This window comes from Polaribacter sp. Z022, from assembly GCF_023555495.1.
Taxonomy (GTDB): Bacteria; Bacteroidota; Bacteroidia; order Flavobacteriales; family Flavobacteriaceae; genus Polaribacter.
The window spans coordinates 1-480 of the sequence record NZ_JALCZO010000047.1 but is presented as its reverse complement, the minus strand read 5'-3'; the positions used below and the strand labels follow the sequence as shown (position 1 = coordinate 480).

The window sequence follows — 480 nt, the reverse complement described above, 5'->3', positions numbered from 1 at the left end:
ACGTTGTAAGTAATTTCGAAGAATCGCCCGAAAAAACAAATCAAATTGAAAGAAAAAAGTAACTATTAAAAAGGAATCAATAAAAATTGGAAATAAACTTGAAACTAATTATTCGGAAAACAATCCTTAATAAAGTAAACTCAATTTTAACAATAGAATAGTGGAATGAAAAAAAGTTTGAAAATATTTACACTTTTTAGCTTTATGAGTGCAAGCATTTTTTGTCAAAATGGAATGTTGCAACTTGGAAAAAATGATTTTGAATTTGAAAGTCATTATTATAAAGGTAATTTAATAATGAAAACCAAAATTAATGAATTTATAAAGGACTTAAAAAACGAAAAGCTTAATCTGAATGAATTTTTACTCGGAAATTGCATACCCTTAAATACAGAGGAAAAACTGACTGAAAAAGACTCAATTAATAAAATTACTGTAGCTCAAAGGTCTTTAGGAAACACAGTCTTATGTATTAAAAAA

1 protein-coding gene is annotated in these 480 nt (G+C 25.0%); it reads left to right on the top strand.

The features are described 5' to 3' along the window. Positions 1 to 177: 177 nt before the first annotated feature. On the top strand, positions 178 to 480 hold a 303-nt coding region (locus tag MPF13_RS15515; RefSeq protein WP_249983676.1), incomplete at its 3' end, for a hypothetical protein.